Origin of the sequence: Gilliamella sp. CG13, assembly GCF_046635805.1 — a bacterium.
Lineage (GTDB): Bacteria > Pseudomonadota > Gammaproteobacteria > Enterobacterales > Orbaceae > Gilliamella > Gilliamella apicola_I.
The window spans coordinates 235,895-258,625 of record NZ_JBIDFM010000004.1; the positions used below are offsets into that span (position 1 = coordinate 235,895).

General features: G+C 35.3%; 19 protein-coding genes. 6 read left to right on the forward strand and 13 right to left on the reverse strand.

Features of this window, described 5'->3' with window-relative positions; translation table 11 throughout:
• Positions 1-89: 89 nt before the first annotated feature.
• The 7 genes from gyrB to ACGH6R_RS08035 all read right to left on the reverse strand — a co-directional run bounded on the left by gyrB (position 90) and on the right by ACGH6R_RS08035 (position 9,345).
• The gene (gene gyrB, locus ACGH6R_RS08005; RefSeq protein WP_220216396.1) at positions 90-2,501 is read right to left on the reverse strand and encodes a DNA topoisomerase (ATP-hydrolyzing) subunit B; all 2,412 of its coding nucleotides are present in this window, start codon (positions 2,499-2,501) and stop codon (positions 90-92) included.
• A gap of 43 nt (positions 2,502-2,544) precedes the next feature.
• The gene (gene recF / locus ACGH6R_RS08010) at positions 2,545-3,618 is read right to left on the reverse strand and encodes a DNA replication/repair protein RecF (RefSeq protein ID WP_411599347.1); all 1,074 of its coding nucleotides are present in this window, start codon (positions 3,616-3,618) and stop codon (positions 2,545-2,547) included.
• A gap of 44 nt (positions 3,619-3,662) precedes the next feature.
• Positions 3,663-4,766, reverse strand: a complete 1,104-nt coding sequence (gene dnaN, locus ACGH6R_RS08015) for a DNA polymerase III subunit beta (RefSeq protein ID WP_267350413.1) — start codon at positions 4,764-4,766, stop codon at positions 3,663-3,665.
• A gap of 16 nt (positions 4,767-4,782) precedes the next feature.
• Positions 4,783-6,141 carry a chromosomal replication initiator protein DnaA gene (gene dnaA / locus ACGH6R_RS08020; protein WP_267350415.1) on the reverse strand — a complete coding sequence of 453 codons (1,359 nt, stop codon included), beginning with the start codon at positions 6,139-6,141 and terminating at the stop codon, positions 4,783-4,785.
• 151 nt (positions 6,142-6,292) lie between these two features.
• Complete coding sequence (ompA, locus tag ACGH6R_RS08025; protein ID WP_411599349.1) at positions 6,293-7,390, reverse strand: porin OmpA; 1,098 nt, start codon at positions 7,388-7,390, stop codon at positions 6,293-6,295.
• Positions 7,391-7,581: 191 nt separating this feature from the next.
• Positions 7,582-8,490 carry a recombination-associated protein RdgC gene (locus tag ACGH6R_RS08030; RefSeq protein WP_267350418.1) on the reverse strand — a complete coding sequence of 303 codons (909 nt, stop codon included), beginning with the start codon at positions 8,488-8,490 and terminating at the stop codon, positions 7,582-7,584.
• A 105-nt stretch (positions 8,491-8,595) separates the two neighbouring features.
• Entirely contained in the window at positions 8,596-9,345 is a 750-nt protein-coding gene (locus ACGH6R_RS08035; RefSeq protein ID WP_411596715.1) for a MipA/OmpV family protein, read from the reverse strand.
• Positions 9,346-9,516: 171 nt separating this feature from the next.
• Between ACGH6R_RS08035 and ACGH6R_RS08040 the strand changes: the two genes are divergently transcribed.
• Genes ACGH6R_RS08040 through ACGH6R_RS08050 form a run of 3 tightly spaced genes read left to right on the forward strand, consistent with a single transcriptional unit; the run spans position 9,517 to position 12,919 of the window.
• On the forward strand, positions 9,517-10,926 hold the full coding sequence (locus tag ACGH6R_RS08040; protein ID WP_143425959.1) for an aspartate aminotransferase family protein: 1,410 nt from the start codon (positions 9,517-9,519) through the stop codon (positions 10,924-10,926).
• A 47-nt stretch (positions 10,927-10,973) separates the two neighbouring features.
• Positions 10,974-12,050 carry a GNAT family N-acetyltransferase gene (locus ACGH6R_RS08045; protein ID WP_411599350.1) on the forward strand — a complete coding sequence of 359 codons (1,077 nt, stop codon included), beginning with the start codon at positions 10,974-10,976 and terminating at the stop codon, positions 12,048-12,050.
• Positions 12,047-12,919 carry an arginase family protein gene (locus ACGH6R_RS08050; RefSeq protein ID WP_411599352.1) on the forward strand — a complete coding sequence of 291 codons (873 nt, stop codon included), beginning with the start codon at positions 12,047-12,049 and terminating at the stop codon, positions 12,917-12,919. The genes ACGH6R_RS08045 and ACGH6R_RS08050 overlap by 4 nt, the downstream gene beginning before the upstream one ends.
• 60 nt (positions 12,920-12,979) lie before the next feature.
• Here ACGH6R_RS08050 and ACGH6R_RS08055 read toward each other — a convergent pair whose 3' ends face one another.
• From ACGH6R_RS08055 to ACGH6R_RS08070, 4 genes are read right to left on the reverse strand one after another with little or no spacing between them, the layout of a single operon-like run.
• Positions 12,980-13,378: a DMT family transporter gene (locus tag ACGH6R_RS08055; protein WP_267350424.1), complete on the reverse strand. Its 399-nt coding sequence runs from the start codon at positions 13,376-13,378 to the stop codon at positions 12,980-12,982.
• A gap of 1 nt (position 13,379) precedes the next feature.
• Positions 13,380-13,736: an EamA family transporter gene (locus tag ACGH6R_RS08060; RefSeq protein WP_411599355.1), complete on the reverse strand. Its 357-nt coding sequence runs from the start codon at positions 13,734-13,736 to the stop codon at positions 13,380-13,382.
• Entirely contained in the window at positions 13,736-14,569 is an 834-nt protein-coding gene (locus tag ACGH6R_RS08065; RefSeq protein ID WP_411599357.1) for an alpha/beta hydrolase, read from the reverse strand. The genes ACGH6R_RS08060 and ACGH6R_RS08065 overlap by 1 nt, the downstream gene beginning before the upstream one ends.
• Positions 14,570-14,581: 12 nt before the next feature.
• Positions 14,582-15,310: an MtnX-like HAD-IB family phosphatase gene (locus ACGH6R_RS08070; RefSeq protein ID WP_411599358.1), complete on the reverse strand. Its 729-nt coding sequence runs from the start codon at positions 15,308-15,310 to the stop codon at positions 14,582-14,584.
• Positions 15,311-15,467: 157 nt separating this feature from the next.
• On the opposite strand from ACGH6R_RS08070, the gene ACGH6R_RS08075 reads away from it, so the two are divergent.
• The 3 genes from ACGH6R_RS08075 (at position 15,468) to glnS (ending at position 19,381) form a co-directional block, all read left to right on the forward strand.
• Positions 15,468-16,196 carry a winged helix-turn-helix domain-containing protein gene (locus ACGH6R_RS08075; protein ID WP_411599360.1) on the forward strand — a complete coding sequence of 243 codons (729 nt, stop codon included), beginning with the start codon at positions 15,468-15,470 and terminating at the stop codon, positions 16,194-16,196.
• Positions 16,193-17,536, forward strand: coding sequence for an ATP-binding protein (locus ACGH6R_RS08080; RefSeq protein WP_411599361.1), 1,344 nt, complete (start codon positions 16,193-16,195; stop codon positions 17,534-17,536). The genes ACGH6R_RS08075 and ACGH6R_RS08080 overlap by 4 nt, the downstream gene beginning before the upstream one ends.
• Before the next feature lie 168 nt (positions 17,537-17,704).
• On the forward strand, positions 17,705-19,381 hold the full coding sequence (gene glnS / locus ACGH6R_RS08085) for a glutamine--tRNA ligase (RefSeq protein WP_411599362.1): 1,677 nt from the start codon (positions 17,705-17,707) through the stop codon (positions 19,379-19,381).
• 49 nt (positions 19,382-19,430) lie between these two features.
• Here the strand turns inward: glnS and ACGH6R_RS08090 are convergent, their stop codons facing one another.
• Positions 19,431-19,949, reverse strand: a complete 519-nt coding sequence (locus ACGH6R_RS08090) for an endonuclease V (protein ID WP_411599363.1) — start codon at positions 19,947-19,949, stop codon at positions 19,431-19,433.
• A gap of 243 nt (positions 19,950-20,192) precedes the next feature.
• A complete protein-coding gene (locus tag ACGH6R_RS08095) occupies positions 20,193-22,604 on the reverse strand; it encodes a DUF2339 domain-containing protein (protein ID WP_411599364.1) in 2,412 nt (803 codons plus the stop codon).
• Between the last annotated feature and the right edge of the window lie 127 nt (positions 22,605-22,731).

Here is a 22,731-nt window from a genome sequence, read left to right on the forward strand (position 1 = left end):
GAATATTCATCGTAGGCTATTTTAGCGGTGAGTATTAATAAAAAAACCAGACTATTTTGAGTCTGGTTTTTGATTCCAATTTGAGCTAATTAAAAATCTAAGTTAGCTGCTTTAAGAGCATTTTCTTCGATAAATAATCGACGAGGTTCAACTTCATCCCCCATTAGTGTGGTAAATAGTTGATCCGCTTCAATAGCATCTTTAATGGTCACTTGTAACATTCGACGACTGGTTGGATCCATTGTGGTTTCCCATAATTGTTCTGGATTCATTTCACCCAACCCTTTATAACGTTGGATAGTCAGACCACGGCGTGATTCTTTAATTAACCAATCAACGGCTTCTTCAAAAGAACTAACCGGTTGTTTTCGTTCTCCTCTTTGGATATAAGCACTCTCTTCTAAGAGTTCTCTTAACTGTTTACCCAAATGACAAATGTTACGATACTCATTACTGTGAATAAATACCTGATCTAATGCATAGTTATTATCTACTCCATGCGTTCTCACTTTGATGACAGGTACATAAAGTTGTGTTTTTTCATTATATTCAGCTGAATAACGGTAACTACTACCATGTTGTTCTTTATTCGATAAATTGTCGACAATGGTTTTTGCCCAATTTTCGACTAATTGCTTATCTTTAAGTATATTTTCATCTAATACATCATGGTAAACCAGCTCAGACAGTAATGCTTTAGGATAACGGCGTTCCATTTTCGCGATGAGCTTTTCAACTTTTTGATACTCAGCAATCAATCTTTCTAAGGCTTCGCCAGCCAGTGCAGGCGCATGATCGTTAACATGCAATGAAGCATCTTCAAGCGCTAATGCTATTTGGAATTGCGTCATCGCTTCATCATCTTTGATGTATTGTTCTTGTTTCCCTTTTTTCACTTTATAGAGTGGTGGTTGCGCAATATAAACATAACCACGTTCGATAATTTCGGGCATTTGACGATAGAAAAAGGTTAATAGCAATGTTCGAATATGTGAGCCGTCGACGTCAGCATCGGTCATGATAATAATGCTGTGATATCGCATTTTATCTGGGTTGTATTCATCACGACCAATTCCACAACCCAATGCTGTAATCAATGTAGCAACTTCTTGTGAAGAAAGCATTTTATCAAAGCGAGCTTTTTCGACATTCAAGATTTTACCTTTGAGCGGTAAAATGGCTTGGTTTTTGCGGTTTCGTCCCTGTTTTGCAGAACCGCCCGCAGAGTCCCCTTCCACTAAGTAAAGTTCAGATAGAGCAGGGTCTTTTTCTTGGCAATCAGCCAGTTTACCCGGCAAGCCACCTAAATCTAATGCACCTTTACGCCGTGTCATTTCACGCGCTTTACGAGCGGCTTCACGTGCTCTTGCTGCATCAATAATTTTACCTACCACGATTTTTGCATCAGATGGGTTTTCAAGCAGATATTCCGCTAATTTTTCACCCATTACCGATTCAACAGCCGATTTTACTTCTGACGAAACTAGCTTATCTTTAGTTTGAGATGAGAATTTTGGATCAGGTACTTTGACCGATACAACCGCGATGAGTCCTTCACGAGCATCATCACCGGTCGCACTAATTTTCGCTTTTTTGCTGTATCCTTCCGCTTCCATATAATTGTTTAGGGTGCGGGTCATTGCTCCACGAAAACCGGCTAAATGGGTACCGCCGTCTCGTTGAGGAATATTATTGGTGAAACAATAAATATTTTCTTGGTAACCGTCATTCCACTGTAAAGCGATTTCAACACCTATACCGTCTTTTTCCGTACTGAAGTAAAAGATTTTTGGATGAATCGGGTTTTTATTTTTATTCAAGTATTCAACAAAAGCTTGTATCCCACCTTCGTAGTGGTAATGTTCGCTTTTACCGGTACGTTCATCAAGCAATCTGATTGAAACACCTGAATTTAAGAATGATAGCTCACGTAAGCGTTTAGCTAAAACTTCATAAACAAATTCAATATTAGTAAAAGTTTCTGGGCTTGGCCAAAAACGCACATAAGTACCCGACTCACTAGTCTCGCCAATGATTTTTAACGGCTCTTGAGGGACACCTAAATGGTAAACTTGTTGGTGAATTTTTCCTTCACGATAAATGACCAATTCTAATTTATCAGATAGGGCATTAACGACGGAAACACCCACACCATGTAAACCACCAGATACTTTATATGAATTATCATCAAATTTTCCGCCAGCATGTAATACCGTCATAATGACTTCAGCTGCTGAAACTCCTTCTTCTTCATGGATACCGGTTGGAATACCACGACCATCATCTCGTACTGAGACTGAATTATCAGGGTGAATGGTCACTTCAATGTGATGACAATAGCCAGCTAATGCTTCGTCAATGGCATTATCAACAACTTCAAAAACCATATGGTGAAGTCCTGTTCCATCATCAGTGTCACCAATATACATACCTGGACGTTTTCGGACAGCATCAAGTCCTTTAAGTACTTTAATGCTAGAAGAATCATAAGAATTTGACATGGATCTCTCGACTTGTTTGATTTATTTATATCATTCTGTATATTTAGGAAATTATACCAGATTTTATGTGAAAAATCTTATCATTTTCGTCAATCATATGGGTTACTTGGTCTTGGCTAACCGCTGTGATAAACACTTGTGAATTCGCCATTTTTAACCGTTTTGCTAATAATGCTCGTTTATGATGATCTAATTCTGACGCAAAATCATCAATTAAATAGACACAAGGTTGTGCGCTTTGTTTTGAATAATATTCACCTTGCGCAAGACGTAGTGCACACATCAATAATTTTAATTGTCCCCGTGATAAGAAATCTTCAACAGGTATATTGTCGATACGCAAACGGATATCGGCTTTATGTGGGCCTAATGAAGTATAGTTGAGTAATCTATCTCGTTCATACTGTTTGTGTAATGTGTCGCTATAATTAATGTTTTGTTCCCACCCTTGATAATATTGACAATTAAGCAGATATTCAGGCAAAAAGTCATGGCAGGTTTGTATGATTTCGGGGAAAATATGCTGTGAATACTCCGAGCGAATTTGACTTATTTTTTCAGCAATGGGAGCCAGCTCTTTATCCCAAGGTAACAGTTGATTATAACTCGTGGATTGTTTTAATAAGGCATTACGTTGCTTAAATAACCGCTTTAAATTGTTCCATAAATGGATAAATTCAGGATAATGATGAAAACACCCCCAATCAATAAAAGCTCGTCGATATTTTGGTCCACCAATAAGTAAATCAAATCCTTCTGGTGTAATTAATTGAATGGGTAAGAGTTTAGCAAGATCGGTTAATCGAAATCCCTCATCACCATCAATTTTAATTCTATTATCATTATTACGTGCTTTGACTAACCCAATGGTTCGGGTTTGTTGATTAGATGATTCAATTTGGCTAAATAACGTTAATTCAGATTGTTCATGCTGAATAATACGATTGGATTGAATATGTCTAAATGCTCGTCCATGACCAAGCATATAGATAGCCTCAAGTAAGCTAGTTTTACCACTACCATTATCGCCAACAATAAAGTTGAAATGGGGGGATAAACACAGCTCGGTATAAGATATATTACGAAAATGATGGATTTTGATCTGTGAAAGAATCATATAAGCTAAGTTATTCCGGCCTAAGCCGGAAAGGTTAAATTTGATTATAAGCGCATTGGCATCACAACATAAATGGCTGACTGATCATTAATGTCTTCAATTTGTACACTTGATGTGGCATCAGTTAAAAGTAGTTGTACACTATCGCACTTCAACGTATTTAATATATCTAATAAATAGGTCACATTAAAGCCAATTTCAAGTTCTGCTGAAGAGTATTTTACATCAACCACTTCTTCTGCTTCTTCTTGTTCTGGGTTATTTGCTGTAATTTTTAATTGGTTGTTGTGAACATGAAGTCGGATACCGCGAAATTTTTCATTGGATAAAATGGCGACACGTGATAACGAATTTCTAAACTCTTCGCACGAAACTTCTAACGGTTTATCGGGATTACGTGGCAATACTCGTTTGTAGTCAGGGAATCTGCCGTCAATCAGTTTTGAGGTGAAGGTAAAATCACCGAGATTAACTCGTAAATTATTATTACCAATTTGTATATTGATAATATCATCATTATCACTCACCAATTTTGCCAGTTCAATAACACCTTTTCTTGGTAAAATTACAGAACAAGACGTTGCAATATTTTGACCAATCGGTTGCGAACAAAGAGCAAGTCGATGTCCATCGGTTGCAACAGATTTTAAAAGTCCATCTTCGATTTCAAATAACATACCATTAAGGTAGTATCTTACATCTTGGTTAGCCATCGAAAACTGGACGGCATCGATAAGACGTTTGATTGTTTTTTGTGGTACAGAAAGTTCGACATCGCTTTGCCAATTTTCTAAGTTAGGAAAATCACTGGCAGGTAGTGTAGATAAGGAAAATTTACTTCGACCAGATTGAATCATCAATCGATTGTCATCAACAGTTATTGAAATCTGAGCATTGTTGGGTAAATTTCGACAAATATCAAGAAACTTTCTCGCTGGGACTGTGGTTGCACCGGGTTCGTTTGCTTCCGTAAGCGGGATATGAGCAATCATCTCTATTTCAAGATCGGTTCCCGTCATGGATAGTGTACTATCACTTACTTGTAACAATAAATTGCCTAAAATTGGTAGCGTCGGGCGACTGCTTAAAGGCGCACTAACAAGTTGCAATGGTTTGATAAGTTTTTCTCGATCAATAATAAATTTCATAATGTTGATTCTTTTATTAAGTTGATAATGTTCGAATTAAATTGGAATAATCCTCTTTAATATCATTGCTTTCTTCTTTTAATTCAGCGATCTTTCTGCATGCATGTAATACAGTCGTATGATCTCTTCCGCCAAAGCCATCACCAATTTCAGGAAGGCTTTTATTTGTTAATTCTTTTGCTAATGCCATGGCAACTTGCCGCGGTCTTGCAACAGAACGGGAACGACGTTTGGAAAGTAGATCTGAGACTTTAATTTTATAATACTCTGCAACCGTTTTTTGGATATTATCAATAGTAATTAATTTTTCTTGTAAGGCAAGTAAATCTTTCAGAGCATCTTTAACAAAATCAATCGTAATGGATTTACCCGTGAAATTTGCATTGGCAATTACCCGATTTAATGCGCCTTCTAGTTCTCGCACATTAGAACGTAATCGTTTAGCAATAAAAAAAGCGACCTCTTCAGGTAATTTTATATTATTTTCTTCGGCTTTTTTCATCAAAATTGCGACTCGTGTTTCAAGTTCTGGTGGTTCAATCGCAATCGTTAAGCCCCAGCCAAAACGTGATTTTAAGCGATCTTCAACGCCATCAATTTCTTTGGGATAACGGTCTGAAGTTAAAATAATTTGTTGGTTACCTTCTAATAATGAATTAAAGGTATGGAAGAATTCTTCTTGTGATCGCTCTTTATTGGCAAAGAATTGGATATCATCAATCAGTAATGCATCAACAGAACGATAGTAAATTTTGAACTCTTCTATCGCATTATTTTGTAGTGCCTTTACCATATCTTGAACAAATCGTTCCGAATGCATATAGACCACTTTGGCATTACTTTTGACTTCCATGATTTGATTGCCTACAGCATGTAATAAATGGGTCTTACCTAAACCTGTTGAACCGTATAAAAATAGTGGGTTATAAGCTTTTCCTGGATTTTGAGCAACCTGTTTGGCAGCAGCTACTGCGAGTTGGTTGGATTTACCTTCAACAAAGCTATTAAATGTATGTTTATGGTTTATTCCCGAGTGATAGGTATGATTATTATTACTTTCTTTGGTTGTTTTCCAAGCCGGCATTACGTCCGTTTTAGGCTGATTATTTTTAGTTTTTTTTTCCATTGACAATGTTGATCCCACCTCAAGGTATAGCTTTAGGGAATCATCATTGAAAAGTGTATTGATCAATTGAGATATGTTGTTAAGGTATTTATTTTTTACCCAATCTAATACAAATCTGTTTGGTGCATAAATATAGAGTTTGTTATCAATCATTTCCGCTTGCAATGGGCGAATCCATAAATTGAATTCCGTTGTAGGAAGTTCTTCTTGTAGTTGAGAAAGACATTCTTGCCAGATAGCGGTAGGCACAAATCACTCCTTTAATTTTTATTATTAACAGCACATCGTTAATTATAAACTTTTTTGTGGATAATTTATAGAGTTTTAATGTTTATTCACTAACTTATTAGCAATAAAAAACCCGGATTAACCGGGTTTTTATTGTTTTGGAAATCGAAAATTAGTGAGTTGTTTCTCTAACTTGTTGAAGGTTAGTTGCTTTCACTTCGATTTGTACACGACGATCTGGTGCTAAACATGCTTTTAATGTAGCGCCACGTTTGCCATTACATTCGCTGCCAGTTACTGGTTGAGATTTACCTACACCACGAGCACTGATGATCTCAGATGGAACACCTTTAGATACTAAGTATTTCATCACAGATTGAGCGCGTTGTTCTGAAAGTTTTTGGTTATAGTTTTCTGAACCGATACGGTCAGTATGACCAATTACTACGATCGCAGTTTGAGTAGGGCTAAGTTTGATAAGATCTTGTAATAATCTATCTAACTCTTCACGACCTTTTTCTTTTAAGTCAGCTTTTGCATAGGCAAATAGAACGTCAGCGTTTAAATCGTAAACTCGTTCAGAAGTTTTAACAACAACTGGAGCTTCAACAGCTGGAGAACCTAAACGGTAAGTGATACCTAAGCTTAAAGTTCCTGCATCTGGAGATGCGTCAGTTTTAGTATGGATGTGGTTAACATATTGATACTCTAAACGAGTAGAGAAGTCTTCTGCAAAACGGTAGTCTAAACCTAATGCATAAACTGGAGAAACGTCAGTTTTTGTTCCGCCTTTGCCATAACTTTCTTTAACGTATCCACCGTTTTTCCATTTAGCGATAGTGATCATTGCACCTGCACGACCATAAACATCTAAATCATCAGAGATGAAAGATAATGGATAGCTTAATTTACCAGTTAAAGAAACACCTTGAGCAGAAACTTTACTATGACCTACGTCATAAGTTTTACCTGCATTGTGGTAAGATCTTTTATATTTAGCAGAACCTAACCAATCATAACCTAATTCGAATGCTAAATATGGGTTAGCTTGGAAGCCAAGGAATGCACCACCAGCAACATTACTTTTGTCAGTTGTGCTGATTTTAACATCACGACTAAATGCACGTACTTTATTTTGATCTAAACTATAAAGTTCTGACCAGCCTAATTTACCACCAACGTAAAAAGTGTTGTCTTCATATGCTGCATTTGCCGCAGTAGCTGTTAAGCTCGCAACTGCGATTGCTAGAGCTAATGTTGTTTTTTTCATTTTGTTGCCTCAACTTGAATGTTGTTATAGACGTTGTTTGCTTTCCTTTTAATTAAATTTTACTTTAAATAAAGGATCGATTACTTATTGTTTTTAATTATGATGCACATAATTTGATTTCAATTATAGCATATATTATACGCAGATCTATAATTAATGACACTTTATGTAAAAAAAGTTTACACAATCTTTTAAGTAATTTTATTGATGACGATATAAAAGTCATTGATTGTTGTTGATAATAAGTTCGCCATGATGAAAAAATCGGCTTCTAATTTTTTATCAAATTCATCAGCGCCAATATCCTCATTCTCATCTAAAACACTCGAATCAAATTTTATTCGCTTCAATGTTAAATCATTATTGACGATAAAATTCACACCTCTTTCGTCGATAATTTTCACTTTTGTTATCCATTTTCCCGAATCAAAATGTATCATCATTTCATCACTGGTGATATCTTGATTTTTGCAGCTAATAATCCCGTTTCCTTCAAGTGGATCTTTTAATTCGGCTTGATCACCTAATATAAAAGGTGCAAAGTTCAGTTTTTCTTTGACCCAAGTTGTCATGATTTGCTCAACTGGTTTTTCAATGGAGAGCGGTGTTAATGCAAGAACTCCCAATTCCTTACGTAGAATAGCCAAAATATCTTCTGCTTGCTTAAAACTGCTGGTATCAAGAATAATACGTTTATTTATGGTGTCTATCCATAACCAGTAATGATTGTATTTACTAAATGCTCTAGGCATAAGGTCGATCATGACTTCATCTTTTAACGTTGCCTTTTCATTTTTAGTTAACTTTCTACTCAGTGCTTGTTCTTGTTTATCAATTTTTTCAAGTAGAGCTTGTTTGATAACAGGAGCCGGTAAAAGTTTTGTTTCTTTTTTTATACGTAATAAAAGGTGACCTTGCATATCAACAATAAAATCATCGTGATAATTATCATTATAAGGTGAAACCCAACCCATTTTCATGGTATCTATATTTCCACATGGGGTAAAAGGTACCGATTTGATAGCTTTTTCAATAGCGTTTTTGTCAAGTAAAGTGTCATTATTAAGTTGGTAAATAATGGCATTTTTAAACCAAAGCATAATTTTGATTTCCTAAATTTATTTTAATGATATCCAAACTGTATCAGGATTAATTTGATTAAATCGTTTATCTATATTGTATGGGGTAAATAAAAAGTATTGAAATTAAAATTTATAAGAGACTCCCATATAAAATGAGGTTACAGTGCTTTTGTTAACCATTGGGCTATTAGCTGCATCACCGGTTAATTTGTCGACATGCATGCCACCGAACAGATTAAGATGTTCGGTTAATGCATATTGTGCACCTATTTCGATATAGGGTGTGAAAGATCCGTTAGCATGATAATAGCGTAAACCAGAACGAGAAGATTCTTTATGTGATATCCCATAGTAATAATTATTGTGTTTGTTATTTGCCCAGTTGATACCTATTGTTGGAACAATAATTAAATTACCTAGCATAAATGGTACGCTGTAATCGGCATTGACTAAGATGCTATTACTTTTATTTAGCATGTCTGCTCCAATGCTGCTTGAAAAACTGCCCCAATTGGTATCAATAGAGTACTCAAATTCTGCTAATAATGTTGCATGACGGCTATCAAGCCGTTTTAATTGGCGATTATTTGAGTCGTGTGGTTTGAATTCATTATCAAGATAACGAGCACCGATAGATAAACTTTGATTATCGTTATTAAAAACATACACACCAGCCGATAGATCATCGATAAAAAATGTATCATTATCGTAATCGATATGGGGAACTGGATAATAACTGGAACTATAACCTTTGTAAGGTGAATTTGACCAACCGCCACCAACACCGATAAAAGTAGGATCTGCTAATGCGGTTTCACCAAATCCTAATGCAGATAACGCTAAAATAGGAATTATGCAGTGTGATTTTTTCATAGGGTTTATATCCATTTGGGTAACAATGCTATCCTCTAGCAGAAAATTATTTCGCTGAGTTTGATACTATCGTCACACAATCTATACAGTAATTGTACATTGTAACAAACAATTTTCTTGAATAATAATGCCACATTTTATCGTGTTTGAATATGGATTAGTGAGATAATTATGAGTAAACCAACTTTAGAAATGATTAATAGTCGTCCTGACGATGCAACATTATTAGCTGATGAAGCTAAATATTGCTCTTTTGGTGATACTGTTCATTATGTTGAACCACCAAAGATTTTTGATGGTTGCGAAGGTAGCTACATGTATGATAAAGAAGGTAAAGCTTTCCTTGATTTACAAATGTGGTATTCAGCATGTAATTTTGGCTATGCTAATGAGCGATTAAACAACGTACTTAAAAAGCAAATTGATACTTTACCACAATGTGCTAGCCAATATTTGCATCCAACCAAAATTGAATTAGCTAAAACCATTGCACAAGGTATGGAACAGCGTTTTGGTTACCAAGGACGAGTTCATTTTAACGTTGGTGGATCACAATGTATTGAAGATTCTTTAAAAGTAGTACGTAATGCTACTGGTGGTAAATCATTAATGTTTGCGTTCCAAGGTGGTTATCATGGTCGTACACTTGGCGCATCTTCAATTACTTCTAGTTATCGTTACCGTCGTCGTTATGGTCATTTCGGTGATCGTGCTATGTTTGTTCCTTTCCCATATCCGTTCCGTCGTCCAAAAGGCATGACCGCAGAAGAGTATGGTGAACACTTAGTTGCTGAGTTTGCACGTCTATTTGAAACAGAATACCACGGTGTATGGGATCCAAAAGTAGGACAAGCTGAATATGCTGCATTTTATGCAGAACCATTACAAGCTACAGGTGGTTATATTGTTCCACCTCGTAACTACTTTAAAGGTTTGAAAAAAGTATTAGATCAATATGGAATTTTATTGGTTGTTGATGAAATCCAAATGGGCTTTTATCGTACTGGTAAACTTTGGTCAATTGAGCATTTTGATGTTAAACCTGATGTGGTTGTTTTTGCCAAAGCGTTAACCAATGGTCTTAATCCACTAGGTGGTTTATGGGCACGTGAAGAGTTGATTAACCCTGAGGTGTTCCCTGTCGGCTCAACGCATTCAACGTTTGCTTCTAATCCATTAGGTACAGCAGTTGGTCTTGAAGTGTTAAAAATGACGTCAGAAACTGATTACGAAACCATGGTTATGGAAAGTGGTGCTTACTTCCTTGAAGGTTTAAAAACACTTGAGAAGAAACATAAAGAGATTGGTGAAGTTGATGGTTTAGGTCTTGCGCTTCGTGCCGAAATCTGTACCGAAGATGGTTTTACCGCTAACAAAGCGTTAGTAGATAAAATGGTGGATATCGGTATGTCAGGTGATCTTGATTGGAAAGGTAATAAAATGGGCTTGGTGCTTGATATCGGTGGTTATTATAAAAACGTGATCACTTTTGCTCCATCGCTACATATTACTCGTCAAGAGATTGATCAAGGTATCGAACTACTTGATCAGTTAATTACCCGAGCGAAAAAAGAACTTTAATTGTTAATTTCTAACCTTCCCGTCAACTCATGTTGGCGGGACTGCACATGATAGCCAATCGTTTAAATATATTTATGAAATACATCAATCAGCTAGAACCAAATGAATTAGTCGACAATTTTTTGACTTATCCACCGCAAGATTTTACGGCGTGGCTGAGTGAAAATGGTGTGCCTGCTTTTGCTGCAAAGTTTGATTTATTAACTACTGCTGATGATGATTTTAAGCATAAGATCCAAAAACTCCCTTTTTTTAAAAAATGGCGACATTGGTTACAGCCGAAAACTTGTTTTATAGGAACAACCGTTTCTGAATATGCTCTATTGACCGATCTGGTAGAAGCAGAACAGTTAGCGGATAACATTAAAACCTCATATACAAAAAAGTCTCCTTTTGTTATTGTCAAAGATTTGCCTTTATCCTCGCCTTTACTTAGCGAACAAGACAATCATTATTCAAACCAGCTTATTTCGGCATTAAAAACAAGAGGATTTATTGAAGTTGAAGGACAAGCATTAGCTTGGTTACCGATTGATTTTAGTGATTTAAATGATGTGTTTTCACGATTTTCGTCCAGCCGTCGCAAGAATTTTAGACGTAAATTAAAAGCTCGCGAAAAATTAGAGATTAAGGTTTTGCATAGTGGTGATGAGTGCTTTTTTGATGATGAGGTGTTAGATCATTATTACCAACTTTACCTCAATGTTTATCAACAGAGCGAGGTTCATTTTGATCTACTGACCAAACCGTTTTTTATTCAATTGCTGCAAAGTAAATCTATCCAAGCACGCATTTTTACCTATTATCACGATAATGAACTTATTGGCTACAATATCTGTTTTGTCGTAAATAATATGTTGGTCGATAAATATATTGGCCTGGTTTATCCTCAAGCTCGTGACTTTAATCTTTATTTTGTTAGTTGGTTTTTTAATCTGGAATATGCTATTGAGCAAGGATTTAGTCACTATATTGCGGGTTGGACAGATCCTGAGGTTAAACGATCGTTAGGTGCGCAATTTACTTTAACCAAACATTTGGTTTACATCCGTAACCCATTATTAAGATTTATTTTAAGCAAATTGATTGGTCATTTTGAAAGTGACAAGGAGAAAGTAGCATGACATATCCTATTATACTCAATTTCGATCAGAGTGTAGGCGAGATTAATAATGCTAAAATAATTAATGTAACTCAGTGGCAAGATACGATTCGCTTTGGTTGCTCTGAAAAAAAATTCTGCCAATTTAAAGCTGAATTGCAACAATCCTTACCTGAACATTATGGTACAGTCTTTATGGGAAGTGGTGATTATCACCATATTTCATTGTTGCTTATTGAACGGTTGGCTAAACACTATTCCGCCGATAATCCAATCCAAGTAATTGTGTTTGATAATCATCCTGATAATATGCGCTATTTATTTGGTATTCATTGTGGTTCATGGGTTAGCTATGTGGCAAGTTTACCTTTTGTCAGTCATGTTCATGTGTTAGGTATCACATCTCATGATATTGGACTTTCCCATTTTTGGGAAAATAGATGGAACCCCCTTTTTCAGAAAAAACTGACGTATTGGAGTTTGGATGTCAATGTGTCGTGGGCAAAAAAAATAGGTTTGGGGCAAGCTTTTCGCCATTTTTCTACTCCAGATGATCTGATTGCTAGTTTCTTATCCGAACAATACCATAGCGCCGAACCTGTGTATTTATCGATAGATAAAGATGTATTAAGTGAAAAGGTCATTCACACTAATTGGGATCAAGGTCAATTACAAACTTATCATCTGCTTGATACCATTACTTCGTTAAAGCAACGTATTGTGGCAAGTGATATCACTGGTGAATTGTCAATATGGCAACCCTCTAATTGGTTCAAACGGTTGCTGAGTTCATTAGATAAACAACCCACAATTGATGCAGACAACTTACACAATTGGCAACAAGCACAACATCAGCTTAATTTAACATTATTAAAAGCTTTATCAGTATAACGACAAGTTTAGAAGCTGTAGCTGATTATTTAAGAAATCAACTACAGTTTGAATTAACTTTTATTGATGATTATCAGCGTTTTGCTTAGCCAATTGGCTTTCCGCTAAAGCTAAAAACAAGATACCTGATACAATAAGAATGGTGCCAATTAACTTATATAATGTGATTGGTTCATGAAACAGCCATATCGAAGCTATCATGACCGTGACAACTTCAAAGTGAGAGGCAGCAAAAGCTGGCCCAACAGGGGCTTTTTTTAATAAAGTCATCCAAGTAAAAAAAGTTAAAACATAACCAGCGATAGAGATGTATATCCATGGATTAGTAAATACCCTGACTAACCAATCAACACTCATTGCTAGTGGTTCGGCATGGATGGCAGTTAATTTAAAGCTACATTGTGCAATAGTATCGAAAAAAAGTAATACCGTAAAACCGATTAAATAGAATCTAGCCATATTAAGACATCCCTACAAAGATTACGCCAGCAGTAATGAGTAACATACCAATGAGTCGGTAAACAGTTAATAGTTCTTTGAAAAGCACTCGACCAACTAACATAATGGTGATGATATTAAATGATGCCAGCAACACCCCTTGAGAAAGCGGAACCAATGTTAAAAATGCTAACCATAATAAAAATTCTGCAACGTAAGAAATTATACCAATCCAGATCCAATGATTTTTAGCCAAATCAACCCAGTAATACCAGCCATCTCGATTATTAGGGGCGGTTGCTGCGTATTTAAAAGCAACTTGCCCTAATGTATCAAAGCAGATATTACTAACCCAAAGTATAATCACTACTAGCGACATTATGAATTGGTTCCTTCTGCTATTTCATTGAAGAATGATGCGCACTCTTTAATGACTTCACGACGTTGGCTATCAATTGTAATTAAATGATAACTATCATTAAGTACCACTAATTTTTTTGATCCCGAAACGTGTTTCTCAACTAATTTAGCGTTGGTTTCAATATCAGCTATGTCATCATGACCGGAATGCATAATCAAACACGGTGAAGTCACCTTAGGTAGTACTTGGCGAACGTGTTTAGCTAACAATTGCATTTCGGCCAGTGCAGGAAAAGGATTTCCAGCAAGTCCGGCAGATGCCGCATCACCACTCAGCATACTTTCCGATACAACGGCTCGGATCCGCTCATCTTTAAGCCCATAAGGTGGCTTTTCGATGAAAGAAACCTTTTGGAAAAGCCCCAGTTTTTTCAAATACACCAGCAAGAAAAAGAATTTTTTAGCCCAAAATGGCATGCTCCAACCATCATAATAAAAAGTTGGTGCTAAAACACCCACACCTTTAATTTGCTCTGGTCTATCTGATGCAAGTTTAAGCGCAAGGAGTGCGCCCATGGATAAACCGGCAACAAAAACATTATCAACATGTTTTGCTAAAAAATCAGCACCATCTTTTACACTTTGATACCAATCTTGCCAAGTGGTTTTACAAAGATCCTCTTCCGTACCACAGTGACCCGCTAATTGTATAGCATAGACGGTAAATCCGGCTTTATGTAAACCATTAGCTAAAATACGCATTTCGTTGGGTGTACCTGTTAAGCCATGTATCAAAAGTACACCATTTTTGTTACCCGGTAAAAAATAAGATAAATCTTCAATTGTACTCATTATTATTCCTAATTATTTTACCATCATGACAGGGATAAGAGCATCTTGAGTCTTTTTCAGTGCTGTCGTGACATCGGCAAAACGTTGAATAGCACAGTGTTCAATCTTGTTGGTTTCACAATATTGAATCAATTTGTCTTTTGCAAATACAAAATCCACATTATGAGATACACAATAATCGGATGTGCCATCACCTACATACAGTATTTGTGGAAAGAATTGTTGTTTTTTAACATGATTACATTTGCAATTTCCACTTTGTTTAATACAGTTTTTATTCGCATAAGGAAATTCAAGACGCCAACTACGCCCATTATCATGCATTAATTTATTGGCATATATCGGGATATGTGTTATACCGTGTCGTTTTAAAACAAATTGAATTGCGTAATCTAACCCATCACTCACAATATGAACTGGGATATTATTCTGTTCAGTATAATCAATGAATGATTTAAACGTTGAATCAATTTCGATTTGTGATAAAACGTGATTGAGTTCATCTAAACTGGCATCCATTAAGGCAATTTGTTTACTCATGCACTCTTGGGAGCCAATTTTACCGTTAACCCATAACTCTTCAAGCTCATCACAACCATCTTGACCAAAATGACTCAGCAATGTATCTGTCACATCTTTGACACTTATGGTGCCATCGAAGTCACACAAAACAATAGGAGTTTGATGTTGTGTATAAGATGGTGTATATAGATGACTAGTAATTGATGAAAAAGTACTCATATTTGAAATAAAAATAGTCTATTTATATATTGGCGCAAATTTTCTCACAGAGACGCTTTGAACATTGTAGGCTCTTTGTATATATTTTGTAACGAAGTTAAAATTGCCTGTATAATAAAGATTCTTTTAGCACAAGTTACGGTAATGAGAACCTAAGATGAGTGAACGTATTTTAATCATTGAAGATGATCAAAGGTTAGCTAATTTAATAAAAGTTTATCTGGTTCGCCAGGGATATCTTGTTGATTGGCATAATAGTGGTGAAGGTGCAGAAGAAAAAATTCAAGAAATAAATCCCGATTTGGTTATTTTAGATGTGATGCTTCCCGAAAAATCTGGTTTTGATATCTGTCGAGATATACGGACATGGTTTACAAACTATATTCTTATCATGACGGCGAGTGAAGATAATATTGACGAAATTGTCGGTTTGGAATTGGGAGCAGATGACTATCTGGCAAAACCAGTCGAGCCAAGGTTATTATTGGCACGCATTCGAGCTTTATTAAGACGAAAGCAAATTGAATTCGATAAAGAAGTAAATAAAGATCCCGTCACGGCAACGAATAATAAAACGTTGATTTTTGATAATCTGATTATCGATGATGAAAATCGAAAAGTATTACTCGAAGGTCAAGAAATCGATCTCACCACAGCAGAGTTCGATCTGCTTTGGTTGTTGGCAAATAATGCAGGTAAAATTTTATCTCGTGATGATATTTTTTCTCAAGTTCGTGGTATAGATTTTGATGGAACGGATCGTTCTATCGATGCTCGTATTTCTCGATTACGACGCAAGTTACTTGATGATCCTGATAACCCTTCACGTATTAAAACGGTTCGTGGGAAAGGTTATCTATTTATGAGAGAAGGGGATAATCATTGAGACAATTATTAGCAAAACCGCTGTTTTTTAATCGTCGGATTGTTTTTTATCTGGTTATCTTACTTTCACTACAATGTATTATTGCCTATGGTGCACTACTCGTTTTTGATTCTTTGCCTTCTTCATTAACGGATATTCCTGATGACCACATTGTCTTTCGTGAATCACAACGAGGTACGGTCAATCTGATTCGAATGCAAATTAATGAGAATAAAGATCGTCCTCTGCAAGAAGTGGTAGATGAACTGCAACCCTATTTTGGGTATCCGATTAAAGTTTTACCGAGTCATACTTCGTTACCCCATTCCATCAATAAAGAGCTAGCAGAACTTGGATTTGCCTATGATGGTGACAAAGAAGTGGTCTATATTGATTTAAAAGAGGGGCATCTTCTTCAGTTAGGCCCTATTATGATGCGGGATATTCTAGAATCAAACACGATGTCTTTAAGTGTTTTTCTCGTTATTTGGGCGCTTTTTAGTGCAATTGTCTTTTTTATTTTAATCTATTTTGCGTTTAGTGCTGTTTGGAAGGATTTGGTTAGCATTAGACAGACAGCCGAACAGCTTGGTCAAGGAAACCTTAAAGCGCGCACTGAAAATGTTAAAGGCTGGTTATTTAAACCGTTAGCAAATGTGTTAAATAATATGGGAACACACATTGAGCATTTAGTTAGCACTAATCAAACCATTTCGCATGCAATGGCGCATGAACTTCGTACGCCACTGGCTCGTATGCGTTTTGAGCTCAGTATGCTTGAAGAATGTGATGATGTACAAGAAAAGTTATTGCTGCAAAAAGGAATGAGCGATGATATTAATGAACTTGAAACGCTCATTAATGCCAGTTTAAGTTACTTTAAAATGCAGCAAAGTAATATTGAGTTAAATTTAACGTCGGTATCACTCAAGCAGTGGGCGGAAAAAGTTTGTCAATCACTCGAATTATTCAAACCTAAAGGATTTGAGTTAGTTTGTCACAGTCAAGACGTAAAAGCGCTTATTGATACTAATCTGGTTGAAACCATTGTTAAGAATTTATTACTTAATGCGTTCAAATATGCAACGCATAAAGCGGTTTTAAATATTACAAAACAGAACAATCGAGTTATTATAGAGATTGATGACGATGGTCCCGGTATCCCGTTTGATGCACGTGAAAAAATTTTTATGCCTTTTGCAAGGCTTGATACCAGTCGAACTCGTTCAACAGGTGGATATGGTCTTGGATTAGCTTATGTAAAATTAATGGCAGAGTTTCATAATGGGAAAGCATTTGTTGTCACTAGCCCTTTAGGCGGTGCAAGATTTGTTGTTTCAATAAAGTCTGGTGAAGAATAATTTTATTGGGAATTCGTTTTTAGAAAACAGAAAAGCATATCAATTCAAATCATGCTGTTTTTTCATTTCAGAAAAACAAAAAATTTGTTATATTCTCAAGTCAAATGAGATAAGTAACCAAACTAATAGTTAAAATTTTGTATTAGTTAACAACAATCAGAGGTTTTTATGAGCGGTTCACTACCGACCGAGACAGAGACACGTCCAACTAACTTTATACGTCAAATTATCGATGCAGATCTTGCAGCAGGAAAATATAAAACGACGCATACACGTTTTCCTCCAGAACCAAATGGTTATTTGCATATTGGTCATGCCAAATCAATTTGCTTAAATTTTGGGATTGCTCAGGATTATCGAGGTAAATGTAATTTACGTTTTGATGATACTAATCCTGTTAAAGAAGATGTCGAATATGTTGAATCGATAAAAGAAGATGTTCGTTGGTTAGGGTTTGAGTGGGATGGTGAAATTTGTTACTCATCTGATTATTTTGACCGATTATATGAATATGCGATTGAGTTAATCAATAAAGGATTAGCCTATGTTGATGAGCTTTCGCCTGATGAAATTCGTGAATATCGTGGCACGTTGAAAGAACCGGGTAAAAATAGTCCTTATCGTGATCGTAGCATTGATGAAAATTTAGCATTATTTATTCAAATGAAAGAAGGTAAATTTGCTGAAGGTAAAGCATGTTTAAGAGCAAAAATTGATATGGCTTCACCTTTCATTGTTATGCGTGACCCGGTGTTATATCGTATTAAATTTGCAGAACATCACCAAACAGGCAATAAATGGTGTATTTATCCAATGTACGATTTTACCCACTGTATATCTGATGCGATTGAAAATATTACTCACTCACTCTGTACGCTTGAATTTCAAGACAATCGTCGTTTATATGACTGGGTATTAGATAACATAACGATTGAAGCTCGCCCACATCAATATGAGTTTTCTCGATTAAATTTAGAGTATGCTATTACCTCTAAACGGAAATTAAATTTACTCGTATCAGAAAAAATTGTTGATGGTTGGAATGATCCTCGTATGCCAACTATTTCGGGTCTCCGTCGTCGAGGTTATACGCCTGCTTCAATTCGAGAGTTTTGCCGTCGAATTGGTGTGACGAAACAAGAAAACACGGTAGAGATGAGTACGCTTGAATTTTGTATCCGTGAAGATCTTAACGAAAACGCGCCGCGAGCGATGGCTGTTCTTGATCCTGTTAAAGTGGTAATTGAAAACTATTCTGAAACAATTGATGAAGTTCTCAACGTGCCTAATCACCCAAATCGTCCTGAACTTGGTCATCGTGAAGTGCCATTCACTCGTGAGCTCTATATCGATCGTGCTGATTTTAGAGAAGAAGCTAACAAAAATTACAAACGCTTAGTATTGGGTAAAGAAGTACGCTTACGAAATGCTTATGTCATTCGTGCTGATCGGGTTGAAAAGGATTCACAAGGCAATATTCAAACGATTTATTGTAGTTATAACCCTGCCACTTTAAATAAAAATCCGGAAGATGGACGTAAAATTAAAGGCGTTATTCATTGGGTTTCAGCCAAATTTGCTAAACCAGCAGAAATTCGTCTTTATGATCGTTTATTTAATACCCCTAATCCTGGGGCAGCAGACGATTTTTTATCAACCATTAACCCAAGCTCTTTAATCGTTAAACAGGGTTTTGTTGAGCCAAGTTTACAAAATGCTGAAGTTGGACATGCTTATCAATTTGAACGTGAAGGATACTTCTGTTTAGATAGTAAATATGCAACCGATGACAATTTAGTATTCAACCGAACGGTTGGGTTAAGAGATAGTTGGAACGAAGCTTAAATTAACCAGATTTGCCGACATCATGTCGGCAAATCACTTTTTAAATGAATTACTCCCCAGTTTTGAATAATTTTGTTTGTTGATCTAAATAACTGAGGATATCTGGCATTCGGTATTTACCTGCCATTGATTGTATATTTTTAGCAGCACTCGTTAGCGTTACCCCAACTGAGGTTACATAAAGCGGATGTTTACTATGACCTCGGACAACTTCCATTAAATATTCACTATTTCCAGCAAAAGGTTTTTTAGCCACGCCGATAATAGGTACTTTTTTATTTAAAGCATTATATAAATGCCCACCCAAACCTATTTTACCCCCATTTAAATGCACATAACCATCAATGACAATTGTTGAAATTTTATTAAGATCAACTTTATTGAGCAGGGATAAAATGCAAGGTAATTCACGTTCATAAAATTGACCAGATTGATAAGGAGCAACATTATCTTGATAGTCAGTGATTATATTTTGAATGTCAGATTTTGAATCGCACCAATGATTAAATAACACCCCCACTGTTTTTGCTCGAGTATCGATATAATAAACATCAATTGCAAGTATCATATTAAATTCCGTTTCGATAAAACTTATTGATCATTAAATCAATATACTGAGATTAATTTAGTAAAACAAGTCAGTATTTTTAATAATTGGAGTGATTAAATTGATTAAATTTTGTTTTTTTAACATTATAAATAACTTAATTTTTATACTTCATTTTATATTCATAATGAGAAATAGCTATGTAAATAGAAATAATAATCTAACATATAGGGTTAGTTAACCCTATGTTAAATATGTAATTTACTATTTATTAGCCTCATTATTTTTAACCTTTATTTTTGGCGGTAATGGTGCTAAATAACCGATGATTAGCATCAGTATTGCTATAGCAATAAATGCAAATGCTTTCAATAATCCCTCAAGTTCAACGCTATCAATCAAAATTAACTTGATTACGACAATAGTTTGGAGTGTTACTCCTGTAAACCATGTAATACGTTGTTGATAACGATGACCAATAGTGACTAAGACAACGGCAACAAGCGTCCATAAAAGTGAAATTGTTGCTTGAATGATTTTGGAATTCCATAATTGATAAAACGACCAAGGTATATCAAGCCATTGACTTAAGCATCTCAAAATCATACTGTTAGTCCATAAACAAGCCATGACAATTAATAGTATGGTAGCAAAATTAGGCAATTTTTGTTTAATGTTAGACAGACTAATTTTCTGATCATCAAATTGTATGAAATAAGCGCTGAATTTTATCCAAATTCGAATCATGAGTAAGGCAAAAATTGCACTCAATTCAAGCGGATTGAATATTGGTATATAAGGCCAATTGATTATTTGACCACTATAAAAGATAAATGTGAATAATTTCACAAATAAAGAAATTATGATAGGGGCTAAACCTATTAACCAATAAGTTTTACTAATCGCAAAATGAGTTAATAATCTTTTTTTAACAAGAAGATAAAATAATAATACAATACCGCTATCCAGGAAGAATAATGTACCGTATTCAATAGTCTCTAAGCCTAGTGGTAATAAACTTAAACAATTCTTAATTTCAAAGAATAACCAATCTAAAGTCATCAAAAACAAACTAATATGCAGGATTAAATAAAAATAATTTTTAGCCTTAATTAATCTGTCTTTGATGATATACAAATAAAAATAGCAACTCAAAAAGGCGACTGCCCAAACCATGTTCCAGTTAGTCGTCAATAAATTCGTATTAAACAAGAACGTTTCATTGATTAATAGTAAAAATAACATGATCGGCCAGAGCAGTAAAACAGCAAATTTGAGCATAGTCCATTTTAGTTTTTGACCGATGTAATACCAGACCCATGTAGCAATTAGGAAAGCTAAGAGTAAAATTGGTAGTTTATGTGTTATTTGGTCAATTCTTATAATACTATATAGAATCCAGATTACCCAAGCGTGGCTAGCCAATACAAAAAAAACGATTTTGAAAATGTTACCCAAATTATTTTGATTACAGTAATAGTGCCAAATAAGAGCATTAATCAGTAAAATCAGGCTAATCAATCCTAAAAAGAGTATATTTTCTGTGACGGTAAAGACTAAATTAGGCAAATTATTACAGAAGTATAGCAAACTAAATGCATTAATGAATGCCCCTAGCATGGCAAATTTGAACTGTCTGTTATTGAGCATTACCCAACTTAATGCAGTGCCTTCAAAAAACCAAATTAATACTGTCCATTCAAGATTAAACCAAAGAGCAATCGCTAATGTAATAAAAGAGAGTCCTATTGCAATACCAAACAATGAACTTGTTCTTGATGTAAATCGATTATAATGTAACGTGATAAAAAATATTGTTAAATAAAATATTCCAAATCCTAACGAAGAAAATGTCGGTCCAAGCGACCATTGTCGCGTAATAGCATATTGCAACATAAAGGCAGTTATAGGGGTGCCAAAAAATAAAATAATATCAATAATATGTGGATGATTTTTTTTATTAGTTTTAGGACCAGCTAATGAGGTAGCTAAAATGCCATAGATTATCATGTTAACGATGATAAAAAACTGGCATTCAGTATAAAACTCGGGGCGAAAATTAATTATTCCCCATAATGAGGTAATTACAAAAGTAAATACAAATCCTATTAAGTTAAGTATTCGCCATGATTGCCAAATACTAATTACTAAAATTGCACTCGAAATGACGGAATAATAACTGAATAATGTAATGTGATTATCTGAATTTGTTGATAACAATATCGGGGCTAGATAGCCACCAATACTGGCAATAATTGCCAAACTCATTGCGCGTTGTAAAACAGCGAATAAAACGCTCACTGAACAGAGGGTGATTAATAAAATAATAGCAACTAAGAATGGAATAAGTGCATAAAGTCTACAGGCTGCAAATATAGTTAAATATAAAATACCTACAGAACCGCCTTGTAATATTAGGGCATATATCCGTTTTTTTGTGCGTAAATACCAACCAAACACAAATAATACTAAACCTAAGATCAGTGCACCAACGATACGAACATTAGGTAAGATTAATTGATTTTCAATACTATACTTAAATAAATATGAAAGACCAAAAAATAGGATAATAATGCCAACTTTAGCTATCAGATTGCCTTGAAAAAGCCAGGTAAAAAACGAATTGAAAACATTGGGGTTTTTGCCTTGTTTGGTTGATTGATTTCTTGATGGCAAGCTTTCCCATTGTTGAGGTTGTGATGTTTGGATTGACGTTACAGGTTGAATATTCGTTAGTTGTAGTTGCGAATCATTGGTGTTTTCTGATTGCTCAACATATTCAGGTTTTTTTTCAGCGATTTTT

Excerpts from the sequence above, each read along its gene's own strand:
- gyrB (WP_220216396.1), bottom strand. The coding sequence starts at position 2,501 with ATGTCAAATTCTTATGATTCTTCTAGCATTAAAGTACTTAAAGGACTT.
- recF (WP_411599347.1), bottom strand. The coding sequence starts at position 3,618 with ATGATTCTTTCACAGATCAAAATCCATCATTTTCGTAATATATCTTAT.
- dnaN (WP_267350413.1), bottom strand. The coding sequence starts at position 4,766 with ATGAAATTTATTATTGATCGAGAAAAACTTATCAAACCATTGCAACTT.
- ompA (WP_411599349.1), bottom strand. The coding sequence starts at position 7,390 with ATGAAAAAAACAACATTAGCTCTAGCAATCGCAGTTGCGAGCTTAACA.
- ACGH6R_RS08030 (WP_267350418.1), bottom strand. The coding sequence starts at position 8,490 with ATGCTTTGGTTTAAAAATGCCATTATTTACCAACTTAATAATGACACT.
- ACGH6R_RS08035 (WP_411596715.1), bottom strand. The coding sequence starts at position 9,345 with ATGAAAAAATCACACTGCATAATTCCTATTTTAGCGTTATCTGCATTA.
- ACGH6R_RS08040 (WP_143425959.1), top strand. The coding sequence starts at position 9,517 with ATGAGTAAACCAACTTTAGAAATGATTAATAGTCGTCCTGACGATGCA.
- ACGH6R_RS08045 (WP_411599350.1), top strand. The coding sequence starts at position 10,974 with ATGATAGCCAATCGTTTAAATATATTTATGAAATACATCAATCAGCTA.
- ACGH6R_RS08050 (WP_411599352.1), top strand. The coding sequence starts at position 12,047 with ATGACATATCCTATTATACTCAATTTCGATCAGAGTGTAGGCGAGATT.
- ACGH6R_RS08055 (WP_267350424.1), bottom strand. The coding sequence starts at position 13,378 with ATGGCTAGATTCTATTTAATCGGTTTTACGGTATTACTTTTTTTCGAT.
- ACGH6R_RS08060 (WP_411599355.1), bottom strand. The coding sequence starts at position 13,736 with ATGTCGCTAGTAGTGATTATACTTTGGGTTAGTAATATCTGCTTTGAT.
- ACGH6R_RS08065 (WP_411599357.1), bottom strand. The coding sequence starts at position 14,569 with ATGAGTACAATTGAAGATTTATCTTATTTTTTACCGGGTAACAAAAAT.
- ACGH6R_RS08070 (WP_411599358.1), bottom strand. The coding sequence starts at position 15,310 with ATGAGTACTTTTTCATCAATTACTAGTCATCTATATACACCATCTTAT.
- ACGH6R_RS08075 (WP_411599360.1), top strand. The coding sequence starts at position 15,468 with ATGAGTGAACGTATTTTAATCATTGAAGATGATCAAAGGTTAGCTAAT.
- glnS (WP_411599362.1), top strand. The coding sequence starts at position 17,705 with ATGAGCGGTTCACTACCGACCGAGACAGAGACACGTCCAACTAACTTT.
- ACGH6R_RS08090 (WP_411599363.1), bottom strand. The coding sequence starts at position 19,949 with ATGATACTTGCAATTGATGTTTATTATATCGATACTCGAGCAAAAACA.